Below are 21082 nucleotides of genomic sequence, written 5' to 3'. Positions count from 1 at the left end.
ACATTCCGAACCCGGAAGCTAAGCCCTCCAGCGCCGATGGTACTGCACTCGGGAGGGTGTGGGAGAGTAGGACACCGCCGGACAAACATTCCAGTAGGCCCACCCCTTGCGGGGTGGGCCTACTGCGCATTCCGCATCAGAATTGCGCACCGGGCCCGGCCCGCCTGGCGGAGGCGGGGCGGGCGGTGTGCGTACCGAAAGGAAAGCGGGAGCGGCGCGGAGGGGGCCGTGGTCGCGGACCTGGGGCGGCGGTCAGCCGCGGGTCTGGACGGCGTCGCGGATGTCGCGGAACAGGCCGGCGGAGGCCTCGACCGGGCGGTTCGGGAACATGGCCATCGCGACGCTGCCGTGGTCGGCCCAGCCGCAGACCGCGAAGTCGCCGCCGTCGCCGCTGGTGGTGCCGCACTTCATCACCCCGCCGAGCGGGCCGGCCGGCACCTTACGCAGCCCGGTGACCCTGCCGGTCTCGTCGGCCATCAGGCCGAACAGGCTGTCCAGGTCCCGCTCCGGCTGCCAGAGCAGGGTGGTGCCGCCGAAGAGCAGTACGGCCTTCTTCTCGTCCGCCGGGTCCCGGTAGACGGTGCCGAAGCTGCCGTTCAGGTCGATGTCGGCGGCGAACCCGCTGCGCAGGTAGTCGGCCGTGCTGCGGGCCCGGTCCGAGTCGTCCCGGGTGAGCCCGGCGACCTTCTCCGGAGCGACCAGCGTGGTGTCCTTCTCCCGCGCGATCCGCCAGCCGGCCACGCCCAGGGCGGTCGCGCCGGCGAGGCCCACGGCCAGCGCCGCGGCCAGCGCGATCCGGCGCCGCCGGGACGCCGGCCGACGGGGGGTGTCGGCCGGGTCGTGGTTGGTCAGCCGGATCGGTTCCTCGGTCAGCTCGACCGGCTCCGGCCCGCCGATGAGCTCACGCTCGGTGAGATGTGCCTCGGACATGTTCGCCACCGTACGCGAATGACCGGTGGCGCACGTCGGGTCCGCGGAAGCGCTACGTAGACTTTCCAGGTGACCGAGAGACTGGATGCCCGACGCCCCGACGCCCCGACCCTTGCCGGCCAGTACCAGCCCGGCGAGGTGGAGCAGCGACGGTACGAGCAGTGGGTAGCCGGCGGCCACTTCCGGGCGTCGGCGCAGAGCGACAAGCCCCCGTTCACCATCGTCATCCCGCCACCGAACGTCACCGGCTCGCTGCACATGGGGCACGCGTTCGAGCACACGCTGATGGACGCCCTCACCCGGCGCAAGAAGATGCAGGGCTTCGAGGCGCTCTGGCTGCCCGGCATGGACCACGCCGGCATCGCCACCCAGAACCTGGTCGAGCGGCAGCTCGCCACCCAGGGGCTGTCCCGGCACGACCTGGGGCGGGAGAAGTTCGTCGAGCGGGTGTGGCAGTGGAAGGCCGAGTCCGGCGGGGCGATCCTCGGCCAGATGCGCCGGCTGGGCGACGCGGTCGACTGGGACCGCGAGCGCTTCACCATGGACGAGGGCCTCTCCCGGGCCGTGCAGACCATGTTCAAGAAGCTCTTCGACGACGGGCTGATCTACCGGGCGAACCGGATCATCAACTGGTGCCCCCGCTGCCTCACCGCCCTGTCCGACATCGAGGTGGAGCACACCGAGGACGACGGTGAGCTCGTCTCCATCCGCTACAGCGACGACGTCGTGGTGGCCACCACCCGGGCCGAGACCATGCTCGGCGACACCGCGGTGGCGGTGCACCCGGACGACGAGCGGTACCAGCACCTGATCGGCACCGAGGTGGCCGTCCCGCTGACCGACCGGCGGATCCCGATCGTCGGCGACGAGCACGTCGACCCGGCCTTCGGCACCGGCATGGTGAAGGTGACCCCGGCGCACGACCCGAACGACTTCGAGATCGGCCAGCGGCACGACCTGCCGGCGCTCACGATCATGGACGAGCGCGGGGTGATCACCGCCCACGGTCCGTTCCAGGGCCTGGACCGGTACGAGGCCCGGCCGGCGATCGTGGCCGCCCTGCGCGAGCAGGGTCGGATCGTCGCCGAGAAGCGGCCCTACCAGCACTCGGTCGGGCACTGCTCGCGGTGCAAGACCACGGTCGAGCCGCGGCTGTCGCTGCAGTGGTTCGTCAACACCGCCCCGCTGGCGAAGGCGGCCGGCGACGCGGTGCGCGACGGCCGGGTGACGATCGAGCCTGCCGAGCTGGCCAAGCGGTACTTCGCCTGGGTCGACAACATGCACGACTGGTGCATCTCCCGGCAGCTCTGGTGGGGCCACCGGATCCCGGTCTGGTACGGCCCGGACGGCGAGATCGTCTGCGTCGGCCCGGACGAGGCGCCGCCCAGCGGCGAGGGCTGGCGGCAGGACGAGGACGTCCTGGACACCTGGTTCTCCAGCGGCCTGTGGCCGTTCTCCACCCTCGGCTGGCCGGAGCGCACCCCGGACCTGGCGAAGTTCTACCCGACCAGCGTGCTGGTGACCGGCTACGACATCCTCTTCTTCTGGGTCGCCCGGATGATGATGTTCGGCCTGTACGCGATGGACGGCGTGCAGCCGTTCGACACGGTGGCCCTGCACGGCATGGTCCGCGACGAGCACGGCAAGAAGATGTCGAAGTCGTTCGGCAACGTGGTCGACCCGCTGGACTGGATCGACCGGTTCGGCGCCGACGCCACCCGGTTCACCCTGGCCCGGGGCGCCAACCCCGGGCAGGACGTGCCGGTCAGCGAGGAGTGGTGCCAGGGCTCCCGCAACTTCTGCAACAAGCTCTGGAACGCCACCCGGTTCGCGCTGCTCAACGGCGCGCACACCGCCGGTGACCTGCCGCCCGCCGAGCAGCTCTCCACGGTCGACCGGTGGATCCTGTCCCGGCTGGCGCACGTCACCGCCGAGGTCGACGAGCAGTTCGAGGCGTACGAGTTCGCGAAGGTCTGCGACCTGCTCTACCACTTCGCCTGGGACGACGTCTGCGACTGGTACGTGGAGGCGAGCAAGCCGGTGCTCGCCGAGGGCGGCCCGGCCGCCGACGCCACCCGGCGGGTGCTCGGGCACGTGCTGGACCAGCTGCTGCGGCTGCTGCACCCGGTGATCCCGTTCGTCACCGACGAGCTGTGGAGCGCGCTGACCGGCGGTGCGACGGTGCTGACCGCCGACTGGCCGGTGGCCGACCGGGCCCGGATCGACGACGCCGCCGAGCGCGAGGTCGGCACCCTCCAGCGGGTGGTGACCGAGATCCGCCGGTTCCGCTCCGACCAGGGGCTGCGCCCGACCCAGCGGGTCGCCGCGCGGCTGGAGGGGCTGACCGTCGCCGGCATCGCCGCGCACGAGCCGCTGATCCGCTCGCTGGTCCGCCTCGATCAGCCGGCCGAGGACTTCCAGGCCAGCGCCACCCTCGCCATGCCGGGGGAGGTCAGCGTCGCGCTGGACACCCGCGGCTCGATCGACGTGGCCGCCGAGCGGGCCCGACTGACCAAGGACCGGTCGGCCGCCGAGAAGGAGGTCGCCCAGGCCCGGGGCAAGCTCGACAACCCGGCCTTCGTCGGCAAGGCCCCGGAACCGGTGGTCGCCAAGATCCGTGACCGACTGGCGGTGGCCGAGGCGGATCTGGTCCGCATCGACGCCGCTCTGGAGGCGCTCTCCTCATGACCGACCACACCGAGTTCGCCGCCGTCGACGCGGCGCTCAACGCCCGCGGCTTCACCCGGATGGCGTTCGAGCTGGAGAAGATCGAGGACCTGCTCGACCTGCTGGGCAGCCCGCAGCGGGCGTACCCGTCGATCCACCTGACCGGGACCAACGGCAAGACCTCGACCGCGCGGATGATCGACTCGCTGCTGCGGGCCTTCGGGCTGCACACCGGGCGGTACACCAGCCCGCACCTGGAGACGGTGCGGGAGCGGATCGCGCTGGACGGGGAACCGGTCAGCGAGGAGCGGTTCGTCGCCACGTACCGGGAGGTGGCGCCGCTGGCCGAGCTGGTCGACCAGCGCGCGGCCGAGCCGCTGACCTACTTCGACCTGACCACCGCGTTGGCGTTCGCCACGTTCGCCGACGCGCCGGTCGACGTCGCGGTGGTCGAGGTGGGGCTCGGCGGCGCCGAGGACGCCACCAACGTGATCCAGGCCGGGGTGGCGGTGCTCACCCCGATCGGGCTGGACCACACCGAGTGGCTCGGCGACACGCTGGAGGACATCGCCCTGCACAAGGCCGGCATCATCCACCCCGGCGCCACGGTGATCTGCGCGGCCCAGGAGGACGAGGCGGCCCGGCCGATCCTGGACCGCTGCGCCGAGGTCGGCGCCACCATCGCCCGGGAGGGCACCGAGTTCGGGGTGCTGCGCCGGGCGGTCGCCGTCGGCGGCCAGGTGCTCAGCATCCAGGGCCTCGGTGGGGTGTACGACGAGGTGTTCGTCCCGCTGCACGGCGCTCACCAGGCGCAGAACGCGGCGGTGGCGCTGGCCGCCGTGGAGGCGTTCCTCGGGGCGGGCGCGAAGCGGCAGCTGGACGTGGAGACGGTCCGGGAGGGCTTCGCCGCGGCCAGCTCGCCCGGCCGCCTGGAGAAGGTGCGCAGCGCGCCCACCGTGCTGCTGGACGGCGCGCACAACCCGCACGGGATGGCCGCCACGGTTACCGCGCTGCAGGAGGAGTTCGCGTTCAGCAAGCTGGTCGGCGTGCTCGCCGTACTGGCCGACAAGGACGCCGCCAGCCTGCTGGAACTGCTGGAGCCGGTGCTCGACTCGCTGGTCGTCACCCGCAACAGCTCGCCGCGGGCGATGCCGGCGGACGAGCTGGCCGCGCTGGCCGGCGAGGTCTTCGGGCCGGAGCGGGTGCAGGTCGCCGAGGAGATGCCGGATGCCATCGAGGCGGCCGTCGCCGAGGCCGAGGCCGACGTGCCGGGCGAGCTGTCCGGGGTCGGCGTGCTGGTCACCGGGTCGGTGGTGACGGTGGCCGACGCGCGACGGTTGCTGAAGCGATGACCGAGCCCGACCGGAACCGCCCGGCGCCCGACGTCGAGCCGCCGCAGCCCGCCCCGACCACCGACGACCGCGCGCCGGACGGGACACCCGGGCCGCGGCGTTCCGGGCTGCGTAACCCGGTGGCGGCGGTACGCGGGCTCGGCGCCGGCACCCTGGGCCTGGAGGCGCTGGTGCTGCTGCTGGCGATCCAGCCGATCCGGCTGGTCGGCGGCGAGCTGAGCGGCGCCGCGATCGCGGCGATCGTCGCGCTGGCCGTCGCCGCGATCGTGCTGGCCGGGCTGATGCGCCGGCCGTGGGCCTGGTCCGCCGGCACCGTGCTGCAGGGGCTGCTGCTGCTGTCCGGCCTGCTGCACTGGTCGCTGTTCGGGTTGGGCGTGATCTTCGGGCTGGTCTGGGCGTACGCCCTGCACGTGCGGCGGGTCATCCTCGGCTGAGGCGCCCGCCGCGGCGTCCGGGTGGCCGCTCAGGCGTCGGCGCGTTCCCGCCACTGGGTCAGCGCGATGCCGTGACCGTCCGGGTCCCGGAAGGCGGCCGCCCAGACCTCCAGCTTCGCCCCCCGGTTGACCACCCGCGGCGCGTACGTGAAGCGGACGCCGGCCTCCCGCAGCCGCCGGTACGCCGCGTCGATGTCGGCCACCTCCAGGTTGAGGTGGACCAGGCGGCGGCTGAGCGGGGCGGCGCCGCTGACCTCGCGCAGCACCACCCGGGTGCTGCCCGAGGCGAGCACGGCGTTGCCGGCGCCCCGGTCGACCTCGGTGAAGCCGAGCACGTCGGTGTAGAAGCCCAGCGACCGGGACAGGTCGGTGACCAGCAGGGTCAGCCCGACACCGCCGAACGGGGCGGCCGGGTCCGCCGCCGCGGTGGCCGGGTCGTACCCGAAGATCGCCTCGTCCAGGCCGGCCGGATCGACCTCGTCGGCGTCCGGCAGGTGGGCGGCGGCCGGGTCCGCGCCGGGGGCCGGGTCGTCCAGCGGCACGTCGACCGGGTCGACGAGCGGCGTGCCGGACCGTTCCTCGGCGCGCGGCCGGGGGGCCGACGCCCGGCGGGGCAGGTCGGTGACCGGCTGCGGATCGACCAGGATGCCCTCCAGCACCACCCCGTCGCCGGGCCGCTGGTGCAGCACCACCGGCTCGCGCTCCTCGGTCAGCACCTCGACGTCCTCGGTGGCCGGGTCGCCGCCCACCGGCTCCGACCGCGCCGGCTCGGGCCGGGCGGCGTCGGACCGTACCGGATCGGACCGGAACGGGTCGGACCCGGACCGGAGCGGGTCGGACGGGTACGGCTCGGACCGGAACGGGTCGTCGCGCACCGGGTCGGAGCGGAACGGATCGGGGCCCGGCGGCGCGTCGCGGAACTCCTCGCGCAGGTCGTCGCGGAAGTCGTCGTCGACCGGGCGGCCGGCCCACGGCGGGGCCTCCTGCGGGATCAGCACCTCGTCCACCGGCTCGGCGCCGGCGTACTCGGGCGGCAGGTCGGCGACCGTCCCGACGGTGGCGGCGGTCTCCGCGTGGGTGGGCACGTCGTCCCAGAGAACCCGGACGTGCCGCTGGTCGTCCAGGGCCACCCGGATGGGCAGGGTCTGCCCCAGCGACGGCCACTTCGACACCGGCACCCGCGGTTCGATGATCTTCTTCGACCGGGGCGGCAGCCCCGGCGCGTCGATCACCAGCTGCAGCTCGCAGCGGCCGAACGCGTACTGGGTCGGCGGCTCGGAGGCGCTGTGCACGTGCCCCACCCCGACCACCCAGGTGCGGCCGCCGCCGCGCACGGTGGCCAAGGCGATCGCCAGCACCAGCAGCGCCACCCCGAGCGCCACGATCGCCCAGCTGGTCATGCCCAGCCCGAACAGGACCACGAACGTGGCCACGGTGCCGAGCACCGCGGCGATCAACTTGCGTACCGGCGCGATGGTGCGGTTCCCGCTCGCCACAGTGGACCTCCCAGGGGTCAAGACCAGGCTAGGGCCGGCCGGCGGGCGAGGGAAGGCGCAGCCGCCGCGCCGGCGTCCCGACCGGGTCGCTAGGCTGACCGTACCCAGCCCGACCGCCTTGTGCGCACAGGAGGAACCCAGCGTGTCCAGCACCAGCCCGGATGAGCGCACGCTCGTACTGATCAAGCCGGACGCGGTCCGCCGTGGCCTGGTGGGCGAGATCGTCTCCCGGTTCGAGCGCAAGGGCCTGCGGATCGACGCCATGCAGACGCGCACGCTGGACGGCGCCTTCGCCGACCAGCACTACGCCGAGCACGTGGACAAGCCGTTCTACCCGCCGCTGAAGGCGTTCATGACCGGCGGGCCGCTGGTCGCGCTGGTGCTCTCCGGTGACACCGTGATCGAGGTGGTCCGGGGAATGATCGGCAGCACCGACGGGCGCAAGGCGGCCGCCGGCACGATCCGCGGCGACCTCTCCCTGTCCAACCGGGAGAACCTGGTGCACGCCTCCGACTCGGCCGACAGCGCCAAGCGCGAGATCGCCCTCTGGTTCCCCGAGCTCGGCTGACCAGTCCCCGACGAAAGGCTCCCGCCACCGGCGGGAGCCTTTCGCGTATCCCCCAGGGCGGGCAGGGGCGGGTGGTCGGGGGGAGGGGGTGGGGAGGGTAGGATGGGCGGCATCAGGCGCTGATCCGGCCATCACCGGGGAGCCTCCGGAAGAACAGCCGGGCGACCGGCCCAGTAGAACCGGACGGGACGGCCCGTCACAGCCGGCCAACGAGCGGGCGGTCGATCCTGACCGCCAAGCGGGGTGGTACCGCGGGCCGTGCCCCGGGCGCGCCGATGGGGCGTACCGGGAGAAGGGCTCGTCCTCGCAGACCACGTACGAGTGAGCTGCGCGAGGAGAGCGACCCCCGATGGTCTATCCGTTGCACGACCCGACGGGCGCCGGCGTCCCGGCGAGCCCGGACCTGCCCGCGGTCGAGCGCCGGGTGCTGGAGCACTGGACGGCCGACAAGACCTTCGAGGCCAGCGTCGAGGCGAGGCCGACCTCCGGTCGGCAATCGGACACGACGGGCTCTGCCGATGGCGGCGTCGCGGGCGACGCCGAAAACGAGTACGTCTTCTACGACGGCCCGCCGTTCGCCAACGGCCTGCCGCACTACGGCCACCTGTTCACCGGGTACGTCAAGGACGTCGTGCCGCGCTACCAGACCATGCGCGGCAGGCACGTCGAGCGGCGCTTCGGCTGGGACTGCCACGGCCTGCCCGCCGAGGTGGTGGCCGAGAAGCAGCTCGGCATCACCAGCAAGGCGGAGATCATCGACCTCGGCGTGGCCCGGTTCAACGAGGCCTGCCGCAGCTCGGTGCTGGAGTTCACCCAGGACTGGGAGCGGTACGTCACCCGGCAGGCCCGCTGGGTGGACTTCGCCAACGACTACAAGACCCTCGACCTGGACTACATGGAAAGCGTCATGTGGGCCTTCAAGACCCTGCACGACAAGGGCCTGGTCTACGAGGGCTTCCGGGTGCTGGCGTACTGCTGGCGGTGCGAGACCCCGCTGTCGAACACCGAGACCCGGATGGACGACGTCTACCGGGACCGGCACGACCCGACCCTGTCGGTCTGGTTCGGGCTGGCCCCGGACGACAGCGCCCCGGAGCTGGTGCGCGGGCCGGTGAGGCTGGGCGTCTGGACCACCACGCCGTGGACCCTGCCGTCGAACCTGGCGCTCGCCGTCGGCCCGGACATCGAGTACGCGGTGCTGGAACGTGACGGCGACCGGTACGTGGTCGGGGCGGCGCGGCTCGGGGCGTACGCCAAGGAGCTGGAGGGGTACGAGCAGGTCGGCACGGTGTACGGCCGGGACCTGGTCGGGCGCCGCTACACGCCGCTGTACGACTTCCTCGTCGAGCAGGCCGGCCCGAACGCGTACCAGGTGCTCGGGGCGGAGTTCGTCACCACCGAGGACGGCACCGGGATCGTGCACCTGGCACCCGCGTTCGGCGAGGACGACCAGAACGTCTGCAACGCCGCCGGCATCCCGACCGTCGTGACCGTGGACGATCACACCCGGTTCACCGCGCTGGTCCCGCCGTACCAGGGCGAGCAGGTCTTCGACGTGAACAAGCCGGTGATCCGGGAGCTCAAGGAGCGGGGGGTGGTGCTCCGGCAGGACACCTACACCCACTCCTACCCGCACTGCTGGCGCTGCGACACCCCGCTGGTCTACAAGGCGGTGTCGTCGTGGTTCGTCGCCGTGACCAAGTTCCGGGACCGGATGGTCGAGCTGAACCAGCAGATCAACTGGACGCCGGGGCACATCAAGGACGGCTCGTTCGGCAAGTGGCTGGCGAACGCCCGGGACTGGTCGATCAGCCGGAACCGGTTCTGGGGCTCGCCGATCCCGGTGTGGCGCTCCGACGACCCGACCTATCCGCGCATCGACGTGTACGGCTCGCTGGCCGAGATCGAGCGGGACTTCGGCGTACGCCTGACCGACCTGCACCGGCCGGCGGTGGACGACCTGGTCCGGCCCAACCCGGACGACCCGACCGGGAAGTCCATGATGCGCCGGGTGCCGGAGGTGCTGGACTGCTGGTTCGAGTCCGGCTCGATGCCGTTCGCCCAGGTGCACTACCCGTTCGAGAACGCCGACTGGTTCGAGCACCACTACCCGGGCGACTTCATCGTCGAGTACATCGGGCAGACCCGCGGCTGGTTCTACACCATGCACGTGCTGGCCACCGCGCTGTTCGACCGGCCGGCGTTCCGCAACTGCCTGAGCCACGGCATCCTGCTCGGCTCGGACGGGCGCAAGATGTCCAAGAGCCTGCGCAACTACCCGGACGTCTACCACGTCTTCGACGCGTACGGCTCCGACGCGATGCGCTGGATGCTGATGTCCTCGCCGGTGCTGCGCGGCGGCGACATGGCGGTCACCGAGGCGGGCATCCGGGACGCGGTACGCCAGGTGCTGCTGCCACTGTGGAACGTCTGGTACTTCTTCTCGCTCTACGCCAACGCGGACGGCCACACCGCTCGGCGGCGCACCGACAGCACGCACCTGCTCGACCGGTACGTGCTGGCCAAGACGAACGAGCTGGTGGCGACGGTCGGCGCGCAGATGGACGCGTACGACATCTCCGGCGCGTGCGCCAGCGTCCGGTCCTACCTGGACGCGCTGACCAACTGGTACGTGCGCCGCTCGCGGGACCGGTTCTGGGCCGGCGACGCGGACGCGTTCGACACCCTGTGGACGGTGCTGGAGACGCTCTGCCGGGTGGTGGCGCCGCTGGCCCCGCTGACCGCGGAGGAGATCTGGCGCGGGCTGACCGGTGAGCGGTCGGTGCACCTGACCGACTGGCCGCAGGCGGCGGAGTTCCCGGCCGACCACGAGCTGGTCGCCGCGATGGACAACGTCCGGGCGGTCGCCTCGGCGGCGCTGTCGCTGCGCAAGGCCAAGGGCCTGCGGGTCCGGCTGCCGCTGGCCAAGCTGACCGTGGCCTCCCCGGTCGCCGACCAGCTGCGGCCCTTCGCCGACCTGGTCGCCGACGAGGTCAACGTCAAGGCGGTGGAGTTCTCGCCGGAGGTGGCGAACTACTGCCAGCAGGTGTTGACCGTGGTGCCCCGGGCGCTCGGCCCGCGGGTCGGCAAGCAGGTGCAGCAGGTGATCAGGGCGGTCAAGGCGGGGGAGTGGGAGCTGGTCGACGGCGCCCCGGTGGCCGCCGGGATCACCCTCGCCGAGGGCGAGTACGAGCTGCGGCTGGTCGCCGCCGACGCCGAGCACTCCGCGCCGCTGCCCGGCGGCGAGGGGGTGGTGGTGCTGGACACCGAGGTCACCCCGGAGCTGGCCGCCGAGGGCCTGGCCCGGGACGTGGTCCGGGTGGTGCAGCAGGCCCGCCGGGACGCCGACCTGGACGTCTCCGACCGGATCGCGGTGGCGCTGTCGGCCTCCGAGGAGGTCCGGGCGGCGGTGTCGGCGTACACCGGGTTCGTGGCCCGGGAGGTGCTGGCCGACACCCTCGACTTCGCCGACGGCCTGACCGGCTTCGCCGGTGAGGTGGGCGAGGGGGAGCCGGTGACGGTGACCGTCCGGCGGGTCTGACCGCCGCGGGGGGGGGGGGGGGGGGGGCCCCCCCGCCCCCCCCCCCGGCGGCCGCCCCCCCCGCCGGGGGGGGGGGGGGGGGGGGGGGGGGGGGGGGGGGGGGGGGGGGGGGGGGGGGGGGGGGGGGGGGGGGGGGGGGGGGGGGGGGGGGGCGGGGGGGGGGGGCGCCCCGGGGGGGGGGGGGGGGCGGCCCCCCCCGCCCCCCCCCCCCGCCGGGTCGCCGGCCACCACGTGGATGGGGACGTGCCGGCGTCCGCTACCGTGACACCGCCTGTCAACGCACGATCGCCGGAGGACCAGTGCCGCTGCTCTACACCATCGGCAAGCTCACCGTGGCGCCCGCCATCCGGTTGGCCTTCCGCCCGACCGTGGAGGGCCTGGAGCACATTCCGGCGACCGGCGGCGCGATCTTCGCCGGCAACCACCTCTCGGTCGCCGACGAGCTGCTGCTCGGCACCGTGGTGCCCCGCCACCTGGCGTTCTGGGCCAAGTCCGAGTACTTCACCGGCACCGGCCCGAAGGGCGCGTTCTCCAAGTTCCTGCTGACCGGGCTGGGCGCCATCCCGGTCGAGCGGGCCGGCGGGCGGGCCGCGCTGTCCGCGTTCGACGCGGCCATCCCGGCGCTGAAGGCCGGCGACCTGGTGGCCGTCTACCCCGAGGGCACCCGATCGCCCGACGGGCGGCTCTACCGGGGGCGCACCGGCACCGCGCGGCTGGCGGTGGCGGCCGGGGTGCCGGTCATCCCGGTCGGTGTCACCGGCACCGACAAGGCCCAGCCGATCGGCACCCGGGTGCCCCGACCGGGCAAGGCGAAGATCACCATCCGGTTCGGCAAGCCGCTGGACTTCACCGGCCGCTCCGACGACCGTCGCTCACTGCGGGAGATGACCGACGAGCTGATGGCCGAGATCCAGAAGCTCACCGGCCAGGAGTACGTCCCGCGGTACGCGCCGCGCCGCACCGAGCAGACCCCGGGCGAGGCGTCCGCCTGACCTCCGGTCACGGCGGGTCGTCGCCGCGCCCGCGCTCCTGCGCGATCACCGCGTCCAGGTCGCTGAGGCGCTCCAGCTGCTTCATGGTGCGGGCCATCCGCGCGTTGCCCGGGATCCGCCCCCGGTTGCGGGCCAGGAACGCCCAGTAGCCGGCGGTGAACGGGCACGCGTCCGGGCCGACCCGGTTGCGCGGGTCGTACCGGCAGCCGCCGCAGTAGTCGCTCATCCGGTTGATGTACGCGCCGCCGGAGACGTACGGCTTGGTGGTCATCCGGCCCAGGTCGGCGTACTGGCTCATGCCGACCACGTTGGCGGTCATCACCCACTCGTAGCCGTCCACGAAGCTGGTGTGGAAGAAGTCCACCAGCTCGTTCGGGCGCCAGCCGCGCTGCAACGCGTAGTTGCCCAGCACCATCAGCCGGGGGATGTGGTGCACCCAGCCGTGGTCCCGCACCCCGGCCAGCACGTCCGACAGGCAGCGGGCGTCCACCCGGTCGGCGTCCAGCTCGGACCACCAGCCGGGCACCGAGCGCCGGGCGGACAGCTCGTTGCTGCGCCGCCAGCCGGCGTCGAAGTACCAGTACAGGTGCCAGATGAAGTCCCGCCAGCCGAGGATCTGCCGGACGAACCCCTCCACGCTGGGCAGCGGCGCCCCGTCGGAGTGGTACGCCTTCTCCGCCCCGCGAACGGCCTCCATCGGGTCCAGCAGCCCCAGGTTGAACGAGGACGACAGCAGGCTGTGCGCCAGCCACGGGTCGCCGGCGAGCATCGCGTCCTCGTACGGGCCGAACGCGGCGAGCCGGTGGGTGAGGAAGTGCCGCAGCCGGGCCTTCGCCTCCTTCGTGGTGGCCGGGAACCGGCGCGGGCCGTCCCGGCCGGCGAACCGGATCCCCTCCCGCTCCCAGCGGTCCAGGTCGGCCCGGACCTCGGCGTCGATGTCGTCCTCCTTCGGCATCGGCGGCGCCGGGACGTCCAGCCGCTCGGTGCCCTTCGGCGGCGGCTCGCGGTTCTCGGTGTCCAGGCTCCACCGGCCGCCGACCGGCTCGTCGCCGGCCATCAGCACGCCGTGGCGTTCCCGGGCGAACCGGTAGAACGCCTCCATCCGCAGCGCGCCCCGGCGCTCGTCCGCCCAGTCGGCGAACTCCTCCAGCGGGGTGAGGAAGCCGCGCGGGGGCAGCACGGTCACCCGGTCCTGCCGGCGGACGAACTCCAGCGCGCGGCGGGACGTCGGATGGCAGACCTCCAGCGGCTCACGCACCTCGCGCAGCGCCTCGGCGTACGTCTCGGTGCGCAGGAACCGGGCCTGGTCGCCCAGCTCGGCGGCCCGGTGCCGGAGCGCGGAGAGCACCAGGTGCGCCTTCTGCCGGTGGTAGACGCGGCGCCGGAAGACCGCCTTCGACTCGATCAGCAGGACGGGTTGGCGCCGGTCGTCGAGGAAGTGCGGCCCCAACTGGTCGGCGAAGAGCCAACGCCGCGACATGTCCCGATTGTGCACCCTGCGGGGGGTGTCCGGCAGAGGGAAGGCGAGAACCTCTCGGCGCGTCGTCAACCCTGCTGAGGGACGACGATCCGCTCCCGCAGCCGGGCGAGCAGCTGGGCGCTGTCGTCGACCGAGAGCCGGGTGAACACGGCGGTGGCGCTGCTGCCGTGGTCGACCGAGGTGCAGACCACCACGTCGGCGCCGTCGGCCTGGCCGACCGCGCAGCGCTCGTACCGGCCGCGGATCCCGGTCTCCACCGGCTGCGACTGCCCGAGCCGGTAGGTGTCGGTGAGCCGGGCCATCTCGTCGTTCGCGTCGGTCTCCGGGCTGAACCGGAAACCGGTGTCGCCGAAGACGGTGACCCGCTTGCCGTCCGGGGTGGCGTAGATCCCGGCGAAGACGTCCTCGGCGAGCAGGTTGGCCGAGCGCACCTCGGCCTTCAGCCGCTTGGCGGTCGCGTCGCTGCGGGCGTCGCTGCGCAGGGTCAGGTCGGCCACCTCGGCGGGCAGCGCGGCGTTCGCCGGGTACTGCTCCCAGATCGGCTTGGCGAACCAGGCCGGCACGCCGCAGCAGCACAGCAGCGAGAACAGCAGCACCCAGGGCCAGCGCCGCCGGCGGCGGCGGGCCGGCGCCGGGGCGTACCCCTGCGGGGGTTGCCAACCGGGCGGCGGACCGACCGGCTCCGGCCGGCCGCGGCGCTGCTTCGACCGGCCCTTGGTCGGCGGGGCCGGCGCGGGGGAGACCGGCGGCGCGGGGGAGACCGGCGGGGCGGACACGGCGGGGTACGCCCGGGTGGGCGGGTGCGCGGCCGGCTGCGGCGGCACCGGTGGCTGGTACGCGGTCGGCGGGAGGGCCCGCGGCGGGTACGGCACCGCCGGCGCCGGGTACGGCGGCGTCGGCGGATGGGCCGGCGCCGCGGTCGGGTAGGGCAGGGTCGGCGGCAGCGGGCCCAGGTCGGGATGGTCCAGCTCCCAGCCCCCGGTGTCGACGCCCGCCCACGGGTCCACCGGCGCGCGGTGCTCCGGCGGCTCGTCGGCGGCGGGCGGGACCGGGGTGGGCTCGGCCGACTCGCCCCACGCGGGCCGGCGCGGCGGCGGGGGCGGCACGGCCGCCGAGCCGCGCGGTCGCGCCGGCTCCACCCGGGTGGGCGCCGGCGCCTCGGGCTCGGCCCGGTTTGCCTCGGTCGGCGGCGGCTCCGGCGCCGCCGGCTCGGACGCGGTGCGTGGGGGCTCGGCCGGGGAGTCGGTCTCCGTGGCCCGGCGGTCGGGCTCGCCGGTCGCCGGGGCGTCCGCGCCGCCAGCGTTCGCGGGCTCGTCGCCGGGCAGCTCACGGGTGCCGTCCGGCCCCGTCGCGGGCCGGTCGGCGCCGGGTACGGCGGGAGAGGTCGGGGCGGCGTCCAGCGCCGGCTCCCGGCCCTGGTCCGGGGCGGGCGTGCTCCCCTCGGCCGGCCGGTCGGTCTCCGGCTGCGGCTGCGGCATCGCGGCTGTCTCCTCTCGCGCCGGTCCGAGGTTAGTACCGGTGCGCCACCGTCGGCGATCCCGCCCGATCGGTGGGCGCGTACCCTTGGGCATCATGAGTGCTCCGTCCACGTCGCCGCGCGCCGCCGCGGCCAATTCGATCTGGCCGCTGCTGGAGCCGCTGCTGCCCCAGGTGACCAAGCCCATCCAGTACGTCGGTGGCGAGTTGGGCGCGGTGGTCAAGGACTGGGACGCGGCGACCGTCCGCTGGGCGCTGATGTACCCGGACGCGTACGAGGTGGGGCTGCCCAACCAGGGCGTGCAGATCCTCTACGAGGTGCTCAACGAGCTGCCCGACACCCTCGCCGAGCGGACGTACGCGGTCTGGCCGGACCTGGAGGCGCTGATGCGCTCCCACGGCGTGCCGCAGTTCACCGTCGACGCGCACCGCTCGGTGCGCGACTTCGACGTGTTCGGCGTCTCGTTCTCCACCGAGCTGGGCTACACCAACCTGCTCACCGCGATCGACCTGGCCGGCATCCCGATGCGTGCGGTCGACCGCACCGAGGCCGACCCGGTGATCGTGGCCGGCGGGCACGCCGCGTTCAACCCGGAGCCGATCGCCGACTTCATCGACGCCGCGGTGCTCGGCGACGGCGAGGAGGCGGTCCTGGAGATCACCGCGATCGTCCGGGAGTGGAAGGCCGAGGGCGCGCCCGGTGGCCGGGACGAGCTGCTGCTGCGGCTGGCCCGCACCGAGAGCGTCTACGTGCCGCGCTTCTACGACGTGGACTACCTGCCCGACGGTCGGATCCAGCGGGTCGTGCCGAACCGCGCGGACGTGCCGTTCCGGGTGCACAAGCGCACCACGATGGACCTGGACGCCTGGCCGTACCCGAAGAAGCCGCTCGTGCCGCTGGCCGAGACGGTGCACGAGCGGTACGCGGTGGAGATCTTCCGGGGCTGCACCCGCGGCTGTCGGTTCTGCCAGGCCGGCATGATCACCCGCCCGGTGCGGGAACGCTCGATCACCACGGTCGGCCAGATGGTCCAGCAGGGGCTGGAGTTCTCCGGCTTCAACGAGGTGGGCCTGCTGTCGCTGTCCTCGGCCGACCACTCCGAGATCGGCGACATGTGCTCCGGCCTGGCCGAGCAGTATGAGGGCACCAACGTGTCGCTGTCGCTGCCGTCGACCCGGGTGGACGCGTTCAACATCGACCTGGCCCAGGAGCTGTCCCGCAACGGCCGGCGGACCGGCCTGACCTTCGCCCCCGAGGGCGGGTCGGAGCGGATCCGCAAGGTCATCAACAAGATGGTGTCGAAGGAAGACCTGATCCGTACGGTGGTCACCGCGTACACCAACGGCTGGCGGCAGGTGAAGCTGTACTTCATGTGCGGCCTGCCCACCGAGACCGACGAGGACGTCCTCGAGATCGCCGAGATGGCGCACGAGGTGATCCGGGCCGGCCGGGCGGCGACCGGCTCGAAGGACATCCGCTGCACCGTGTCGATCGGCGGGTTCGTGCCGAAGCCGCACACCCCGTTCCAGTGGGCGTCGATGGCCGACCCGGAGACCATCGACCGCCGGCTCAAGTTGCTGAAGCAGGCGATCAACGCGGACCGCTCGCTGGGCCGGGCGATCGGCTACCGCTACCACGACGGCGAGCCGTCGCTGATCGAGGGCCTGCTCAGCCGGGGCGACCGCCGGGTCGGCGCGGTGATCCACAAGGTCTGGCAGGACGGCGGCCGGTTCGACGGCTGGAGCGAGCACTTCTCGTACCGGCGCTGGGTCGACGCCGCCGCCGAGGTGCTGCCCACCTTCGGGGTGGACCTCGACTGGTACACCACCCGGGAGCGCGAGGAGCTGGAGGTCCTGCCCTGGGACCACCTCGACTCCGGGCTGGACAAGGACTGGCTCTGGCAGGACTGGCAGGACTCGACGTCCGGGTACGAGCAGGACGACTGCCGGTGGACCCCGTGCTTCGACTGCGGCGTCTGCCCCTCGATGGACACCGAGATCCAGATCGGTCCCACCGGCCGCAAGCTCCTCCCCCTGACCCCCGTGACCACCGCCCCCTGACCACCCGGGGCCGATCACGAGGTCGCCGCGGGTCACCGGCGGCGACCTCGTGATCAACCGGTGCTGACCGAACGAGGAGCACGACGATCAGCAGGAAACCTCAGCCGGAGGGTGGGCAGGCGCCCGTCGTCCAGCGCATCCGGATCCGGTACGCCAAGCGCGGCCCGCTGCGCTTCACCTCGCACCGGGACTTCGCCCGCGCGTTCGAGCGGGCGCTGCGCCGCGGCGCCGTGCCGATCGCCTTCTCCCAGGGCTTCACCCCGCACCCGAAGATCTCGTACGCCAGCGCGGCGCCCACCGGGGTGGCCAGCGAGGCGGAGTACCTGGAGATCGGGCTGCGGGCCGTGGTCGACCCGGAGCGGCTGCGCGCCGCGCTCGACGCCGCCCTCTCACCCGGCCTGGACGTGCTGGACGCGGTGGTCGTCGCCACCACGGGCAGCCTGGCCGACCGGATCGAGGCGTCGCTCTGGCGGATCGAGCTGCCCGGCGTCGACCCGACCGTGGCGGGACAGGCGGTTTCCGCCTTCGTGGCCGCCGCCGAGGTGCCGGTCGAGCGGATGACCAAGCAGGGCCGGCGGACCTTCGACGCCCGGGCCGCCGTGATGCGCATCGATGTGGTTCCGGCGACCGAGACGCCTTCCGGGGACCCGGGCGTGTCGTGTGCGATACTCGAACTGGTCGTGCGGCAGGTCACTCCGTCCGTACGACCCGATGACGTCCTTTCCGGCCTCCGCGTGGTGGCCGACCTGGAGCCGCCGGTTCCCCCCCGGGTGATCCGGCTGGCGCAGGGCACGCTGACCGCGCAGGGCGAGATCGTGGATCCGTTGGAAGCGGACCGCGACGGGGCATCCATCGGAGAGCGCTGACCCACGTCAGTGTTCTTGGCAGGCAGACTTCGGCGGTCGCGCACCACGCGCGCCCGGCGGAAACACTTTTGCGGCAACCCTGCGTGGCAGCGCTCACCCGCGCCCGGGGCGGCCAGAACTGGAGAACGTCCATGCTCGAGAACGAGCCCGAGGGCGGCGAGCGGACCGGCGCGCAGCCGGCCGCCGACCCCGCCGACACCACCATCCAGGGCAGCGCCCCGGAGGCCCCGCCGACGCGTCGGCGGACCACCCGGCGGCGGGCCGCCCCGCTGAGCCAGCCGGAGCAGACGGACGCGCCCGCCGAGGCGTCGGCCGCCGCGCCGTCCGGCACCGACGAGACGCAGCAGGCCGAGGTCCTCGCCCCGATCGCCGGCGAACTGGACACCGCGCCGAAGACCACCCGGCGCCGGCGCAAGGCCACCCCCGCCAAGGCGACCGAGGAGCCGGTCGTCGCCATCTCCGCCGAGGAGACCTCCGACGAGGTCGTACCGCCGGTGAAGGTGACCCGTACCCGGCGGAAGAAGGCGGCCCCCGCGGCGGCCGAACCGGCCGCGGAGACCCCGTCGGCGGACACCCCGGCCGAGCCGGCGCCGGCCCGGCTCGCCGCCGCGACGCCCGAGCCGGCGGCCGAGCCGCTCCCGCCGGTCGCCGCCGGGGACGAGCCGGTCGAGGCCGAGGTGGAGCCGGTCGAGACCGGGGAGGAGCCCGCCGTCGAGGCCGCGGCGCCCACCGAGCCGACCGTGGCCGACCGGCCCGCCGCCGCACCGGAGACCGCCGCGACCACCCCGCCCGCTACCGCCGCCTCCGGGGCGGAGAGCCGGTCGGGCGAGGTTCCGCCCGGTGTGGCCGTGCCCGGTGGCGAGCCGGCCGAGCCGACCGAGACCGCGCCGCGCACCCGCCGCCGCCGGGCCGCGATCGCCGCGCCCACCGTGCTGTTCATGGCCCCGCAGCCCGAGGAGCTGCCCACCTTCCGGGTGGTCGAGCCCGGGCCGGCCGCCGTCGAGCCGGTCGCCGAGGAGCCGGCCGAGACCGGCCGGCGCCGCCGCCGGGGCCGTCGTGAGGCGGAGCCGGTCGAGGCGGCCGAGCCGGTCGAGGCCGAGGAGGAGCCCACCGGCGAGGCCGAGGACGTCGCCGAGGGCGAGGACGACGACGAGGACGACAGCGCGGCGGCCCGCCGCCGTCGTCGTCGGGGCCGCCGGGGTCGCGGTCGCGGCAAGGGTGGCGCCGACGACACCGACGACGAGGAGTCCGAGGAGACCGCCGAGGCCGAGGCGGCCGAGGCCGAGGAGCCCGAGGAGGACGAGGGCGACGGCGACGGGCTGACCCGCCGTCGGCGTCGGCGCCGCCGCCGGGGCGCCGGGGACGTCGACGGGACCACCGACGACGGCGTGCCGACCGTGGTCAAGATCCGGGAGCCGCGCAAGGCCGTCGACGAGGTGCAGGGCATCTCCGGCTCGACCCGGCTGGAGGCCAAGCGGCAGCGCCGCCGGGACGGCCGCGAGCAGCGCCGGACCCGGCCGCCGATCCTCAGCGAGTCGGAGTTCCTGGCCCGGCGGGAGGCGGTCGACCGGGTGATGGCGGTCCGCCAGCGCGGCGACCGCACCCAGATCGCCGTGCTCGAGGACGGCGTGCTGGTGGAGCACTACGTCACCCGGAACTCGTCGGCCACCATGGCCGGCAACGTCTACCTCGGCAAGGTGCAGAACGTCCTGCCCAGCATGGAGGCGGCCTTCGTCGACATCGGGCGCGGGCGCAACGCGGTGCTGTACGCCGGCGAGGTCAACTGGGACACCACCGGTATGGAGGGGCGCACGCGCTCGATCGAGCACGCGCTGCGCTCCGGCGACTCGGTGCTGGTCCAGGTGACCAAGGACCCGATCGGGCACAAGGGCGCCCGGCTGACCAGCCACATCGCGCTCTCCGGCCGGCACCTGGTCTACGTGCCGCACGGCAACGCGTCGGGCATCAGCCGCAAGCTGCCGGACACCGAGCGCAAGCGGCTGCGCGACGCGCTCAAGAAGCTGGTGCCGGACGGCGCCGGGGTGATCGTCCGGACGGCGGCCGAGGGGGCCACCGAGGACGAGCTGGCCCGCGACGTCAAGCGGCTGCAGGCCCAGTGGGAGGACATCCAGGACAAGTCCACCTCCGGCGGCGCCCCGGTGCTGCTCTACGAGGAGCCCGACCTGGTCATCCGGGTGGTCCGGGACCTGTTCAACGAGGACTTCCGCGAGCTGGTCATCGAGGGCGAGCAGTCGTACGACATGGTCGAGTCGTACCTCTCGCACGTCTCGCCGGACCTGGTCGCCCGGCTGCGCCGGCACGCCGGCACCTCCGACGTCTTCGCCGAGTACCGGATCGACGAGCAGATCATCAAGGGGCTGGACCGCAAGGTCTTCCTGCCCTCGGGTGGCTCGCTGGTGATCGACAAGACCGAGGCGATGACCGTGGTCGACGTCAACACCGGCAAGTACACCGGCTCCGGGGGCAACCTGGAGGAGACGGTCACCCGCAACAACCTGGAGGCGGCCGAGGAGATCGTCCGCCAGCTGCGGCTGCGCGACATCGGCGGCATCGTGGTGATCGACTTCATCGACATGGTGCTGGAGTCGAACCGGGAGCTGGTGCTGCGCCGGCTGACCGAGTGCCTGGGCCGGGACCGGACCAAGCACCAGGTCACCGAGATCACCTCGCTCGGCCTGGTGCAGATGACCCGCAAGCGGATCGGCGCCGGCCTGCTCGAGGCGTTCAGCGAGCCCTGCGAGTGCTGCAAGGGCCGGGGCGTGATCGTGCACACCGAGCCGGTGCCGGAGAAGCCCCGCAACGGCGGCGGCCCGGCGGAGAAGGTCAAGGCGGTGGCCGCCGCGGTGACCACCCCGACCAGCGAGCCGACCACCGGCGCGTCCTCGCGGCGGCGGGCGCGCAAGGGCGCCGCGCCGGAGCGCACCGTGGTGGAGACCGCCGAGACCCCGGAGACCGCCGACCCGGCCGGCGAGGCCGGATACCACGACACCATGGGATACGACCTGTCCCGGTACGAGACGGACACCGCGGCCGCGCCGGCGATCGCCGACAGCCAGGAGGGCGAGTCCGCCCGCCTGGCCGGGGCGGACGACCCGGACGCGATCGGCGACGGCGAGGACGAGCCCGGCGAGGGCGGCACCGGTCGCCGCCGGTCCCGCCGCGGCGGCGCCCGTCGCCGGACCCGTCCGTGACCGGCTG

The 21082-nt window shown here is 73.8% G+C and carries 13 protein-coding genes; 9 read left to right on the top strand and 4 right to left on the bottom strand.

Features of this window, described 5'->3' with window-relative positions; translation table 11 throughout:
• Positions 1 to 252: 252 nt before the first annotated feature.
• Complete coding sequence (locus ACFY3U_RS26345; RefSeq protein ID WP_387206440.1) at positions 253 to 930, bottom strand: hypothetical protein; 678 nt, start codon at positions 928 to 930, stop codon at positions 253 to 255.
• Between the two features lie 69 nt (positions 931 to 999).
• Between ACFY3U_RS26345 and ACFY3U_RS26340 the strand changes: the two genes are divergently transcribed.
• From ACFY3U_RS26340 to ACFY3U_RS26330, 3 genes are read left to right on the top strand one after another with little or no spacing between them, the layout of a single operon-like run.
• On the top strand, positions 1000 to 3618 hold the full coding sequence (locus tag ACFY3U_RS26340) for a valine--tRNA ligase (protein WP_387206437.1): 2619 nt from the start codon (positions 1000 to 1002) through the stop codon (positions 3616 to 3618).
• Positions 3615 to 4949 (top strand): bifunctional folylpolyglutamate synthase/dihydrofolate synthase, encoded by a 1335-nt coding sequence (locus ACFY3U_RS26335; protein ID WP_387206435.1) that lies wholly within the window; start codon positions 3615 to 3617, stop codon positions 4947 to 4949. Before ACFY3U_RS26340 ends, ACFY3U_RS26335 begins: the two co-directional genes overlap by 4 nt.
• A complete protein-coding gene (locus ACFY3U_RS26330) occupies positions 4946 to 5383 on the top strand; it encodes a DUF4233 domain-containing protein (RefSeq protein WP_387206433.1) in 438 nt (145 codons plus the stop codon). The genes ACFY3U_RS26335 and ACFY3U_RS26330 overlap by 4 nt, the downstream gene beginning before the upstream one ends.
• 29 nt (positions 5384 to 5412) lie before the next feature.
• Here the strand turns inward: ACFY3U_RS26330 and ACFY3U_RS26325 are convergent, their stop codons facing one another.
• The gene (locus tag ACFY3U_RS26325) at positions 5413 to 6879 is read right to left on the bottom strand and encodes a VOC family protein (RefSeq protein ID WP_387206431.1); all 1467 of its coding nucleotides are present in this window, start codon (positions 6877 to 6879) and stop codon (positions 5413 to 5415) included.
• A 142-nt stretch (positions 6880 to 7021) separates the two neighbouring features.
• On the opposite strand from ACFY3U_RS26325, the gene ndk reads away from it, so the two are divergent.
• From ndk to ACFY3U_RS26310, 3 genes are all read left to right on the top strand, one after another.
• On the top strand, positions 7022 to 7447 hold the full coding sequence (ndk, locus tag ACFY3U_RS26320; RefSeq protein WP_387206429.1) for a nucleoside-diphosphate kinase: 426 nt from the start codon (positions 7022 to 7024) through the stop codon (positions 7445 to 7447).
• Positions 7448 to 7796: 349 nt separating this feature from the next.
• On the top strand, positions 7797 to 10988 hold the full coding sequence (gene ileS / locus ACFY3U_RS26315; RefSeq protein WP_387206427.1) for an isoleucine--tRNA ligase: 3192 nt from the start codon (positions 7797 to 7799) through the stop codon (positions 10986 to 10988).
• Positions 10989 to 11287: 299 nt separating this feature from the next.
• Entirely contained in the window at positions 11288 to 11980 is a 693-nt protein-coding gene (locus ACFY3U_RS26310) for a lysophospholipid acyltransferase family protein (RefSeq protein ID WP_387206425.1), read from the top strand.
• Between the two features lie 7 nt (positions 11981 to 11987).
• Here ACFY3U_RS26310 and ACFY3U_RS26305 read toward each other — a convergent pair whose 3' ends face one another.
• On the bottom strand, positions 11988 to 13460 hold the full coding sequence (locus ACFY3U_RS26305; RefSeq protein ID WP_387206423.1) for a cryptochrome/photolyase family protein: 1473 nt from the start codon (positions 13458 to 13460) through the stop codon (positions 11988 to 11990).
• 65 nt (positions 13461 to 13525) lie between these two features.
• Positions 13526 to 14938, bottom strand: coding sequence for a hypothetical protein (locus tag ACFY3U_RS26300; RefSeq protein ID WP_387206420.1), 1413 nt, complete (start codon positions 14936 to 14938; stop codon positions 13526 to 13528).
• 94 nt (positions 14939 to 15032) lie between these two features.
• On the opposite strand from ACFY3U_RS26300, the gene ACFY3U_RS26295 reads away from it, so the two are divergent.
• The 3 genes from ACFY3U_RS26295 (at position 15033) to ACFY3U_RS26285 (ending at position 21075) form a co-directional block, all read left to right on the top strand.
• Positions 15033 to 16997: a TIGR03960 family B12-binding radical SAM protein gene (locus tag ACFY3U_RS26295; protein WP_387206419.1), complete on the top strand. Its 1965-nt coding sequence runs from the start codon at positions 15033 to 15035 to the stop codon at positions 16995 to 16997.
• Between the two features lie 143 nt (positions 16998 to 17140).
• The gene (locus ACFY3U_RS26290) at positions 17141 to 17863 is read left to right on the top strand and encodes a TIGR03936 family radical SAM-associated protein (protein WP_387206451.1); all 723 of its coding nucleotides are present in this window, start codon (positions 17141 to 17143) and stop codon (positions 17861 to 17863) included.
• A gap of 131 nt (positions 17864 to 17994) precedes the next feature.
• A complete protein-coding gene (locus tag ACFY3U_RS26285; protein ID WP_387206417.1) occupies positions 17995 to 21075 on the top strand; it encodes an Rne/Rng family ribonuclease in 3081 nt (1026 codons plus the stop codon).
• The last annotated feature ends 7 nt before the right edge of the window (positions 21076 to 21082 follow it).

It is taken from the genome of Micromonospora sp. NPDC000089 (assembly GCF_042899365.1).
Taxonomy (GTDB): Bacteria; Actinomycetota; Actinomycetes; order Mycobacteriales; family Micromonosporaceae; genus Micromonospora.
This window is presented reverse-complemented; position numbering and strand designations above follow the sequence as displayed.

Coding starts and splice junctions, on each gene's coding strand:
- ACFY3U_RS26305 (WP_387206423.1), bottom strand. CDS start 13,460: ATGTCGCGGCGTTGGCTCTTCGCCGACCAGTTGGGGCCGCACTTCCTC.
- ACFY3U_RS26295 (WP_387206419.1), top strand. CDS start 15,033: ATGAGTGCTCCGTCCACGTCGCCGCGCGCCGCCGCGGCCAATTCGATC.
- ACFY3U_RS26330 (WP_387206433.1), top strand. CDS start 4,946: ATGACCGAGCCCGACCGGAACCGCCCGGCGCCCGACGTCGAGCCGCCG.
- ACFY3U_RS26335 (WP_387206435.1), top strand. CDS start 3,615: ATGACCGACCACACCGAGTTCGCCGCCGTCGACGCGGCGCTCAACGCC.
- ileS (WP_387206427.1), top strand. CDS start 7,797: ATGGTCTATCCGTTGCACGACCCGACGGGCGCCGGCGTCCCGGCGAGC.
- ACFY3U_RS26300 (WP_387206420.1), bottom strand. CDS start 14,938: ATGCCGCAGCCGCAGCCGGAGACCGACCGGCCGGCCGAGGGGAGCACG.
- ACFY3U_RS26345 (WP_387206440.1), bottom strand. CDS start 930: ATGTCCGAGGCACATCTCACCGAGCGTGAGCTCATCGGCGGGCCGGAG.
- ACFY3U_RS26285 (WP_387206417.1), top strand. CDS start 17,995: ATGCTCGAGAACGAGCCCGAGGGCGGCGAGCGGACCGGCGCGCAGCCG.